The organism is Escherichia sp. WS1368 (assembly GCF_046487485.1).
Lineage (GTDB): Bacteria > Pseudomonadota > Gammaproteobacteria > Enterobacterales > Enterobacteriaceae > Escherichia > Escherichia coli.
Genome location: NZ_JBJQJI010000050.1, coordinates 1 through 640, shown reverse-complemented (window position 1 = coordinate 640; position 640 = coordinate 1). Strand labels below are relative to the sequence as shown.

Sequence of the window (640 nt, the reverse complement as noted above, 5' to 3'; positions counted from 1 at the left end):
AGGGTAACAAAGAAAAGGAACATTTCACTGTTTACGGAACGAGTGGATGTGGACATACAGTGTCCTATGCAGTGTGTCCGAGTGGTAGTACTTTGGTTTCAGGCGGATATCAATTAACCGCCTGGTCGCAGGACAACCGTAACCCGTTCAACTCACCGGACTCAACTTATCCCGACTGGGCGAACAATCGCTGGATTGTTGGTGGAACAGGGACCATCACAAGCTGTTTTCGCTCTGTAGCGTTATGCGCCAGATGATTTCTGGCACATTGTTTCAACTTCATTACTGTTTAGTTGAATGCGGTGCTACATCTGATATGCATAAACCGAGAACACCCCGGAACCACAAGAGTAGTTTTGGGTCGGATAAGAGGTGATCTGATAAGTTGCGCCAGCAGGGACAGCAAAAGAGATGAATGCTGTCTTCCCATAAGATGGGTTGTTGCTCGCATTTGTGCTAATCAATGCCCCTGCAACGTATCCCTGCAATCTGGATGTGTTAGCGCAATCTCCCCCGGCGGAACCACCATTCCCTCCAGAGGCGTAAACAAACAGCGCACCACTTCCTGTATTGCGACCAGTAAATGCTCCTCTGTGTGAGCCAAGATTACTGTAACTACCGTTAGAGGAACCGGAAGTTC

General features: G+C 48.6%; 1 protein-coding gene and 1 pseudogene. One reads left to right on the top strand and one right to left on the bottom strand.

Translation table 11 applies throughout. The annotated features are described in order from the left end of the window. Nucleotides 1–257: pseudogene (locus ACJHYD_RS24500) on the top strand (shufflon system plasmid conjugative transfer pilus tip adhesin PilV); the annotation flags it as partial. A gap of 48 nt (nt 258–305) precedes the next feature. Here ACJHYD_RS24500 and ACJHYD_RS24495 read toward each other — a convergent pair. Further along, the coding region (locus ACJHYD_RS24495; RefSeq protein ID WP_410228835.1) for a hypothetical protein at nt 306–640 on the bottom strand (335 nt) is incomplete at its 5' end.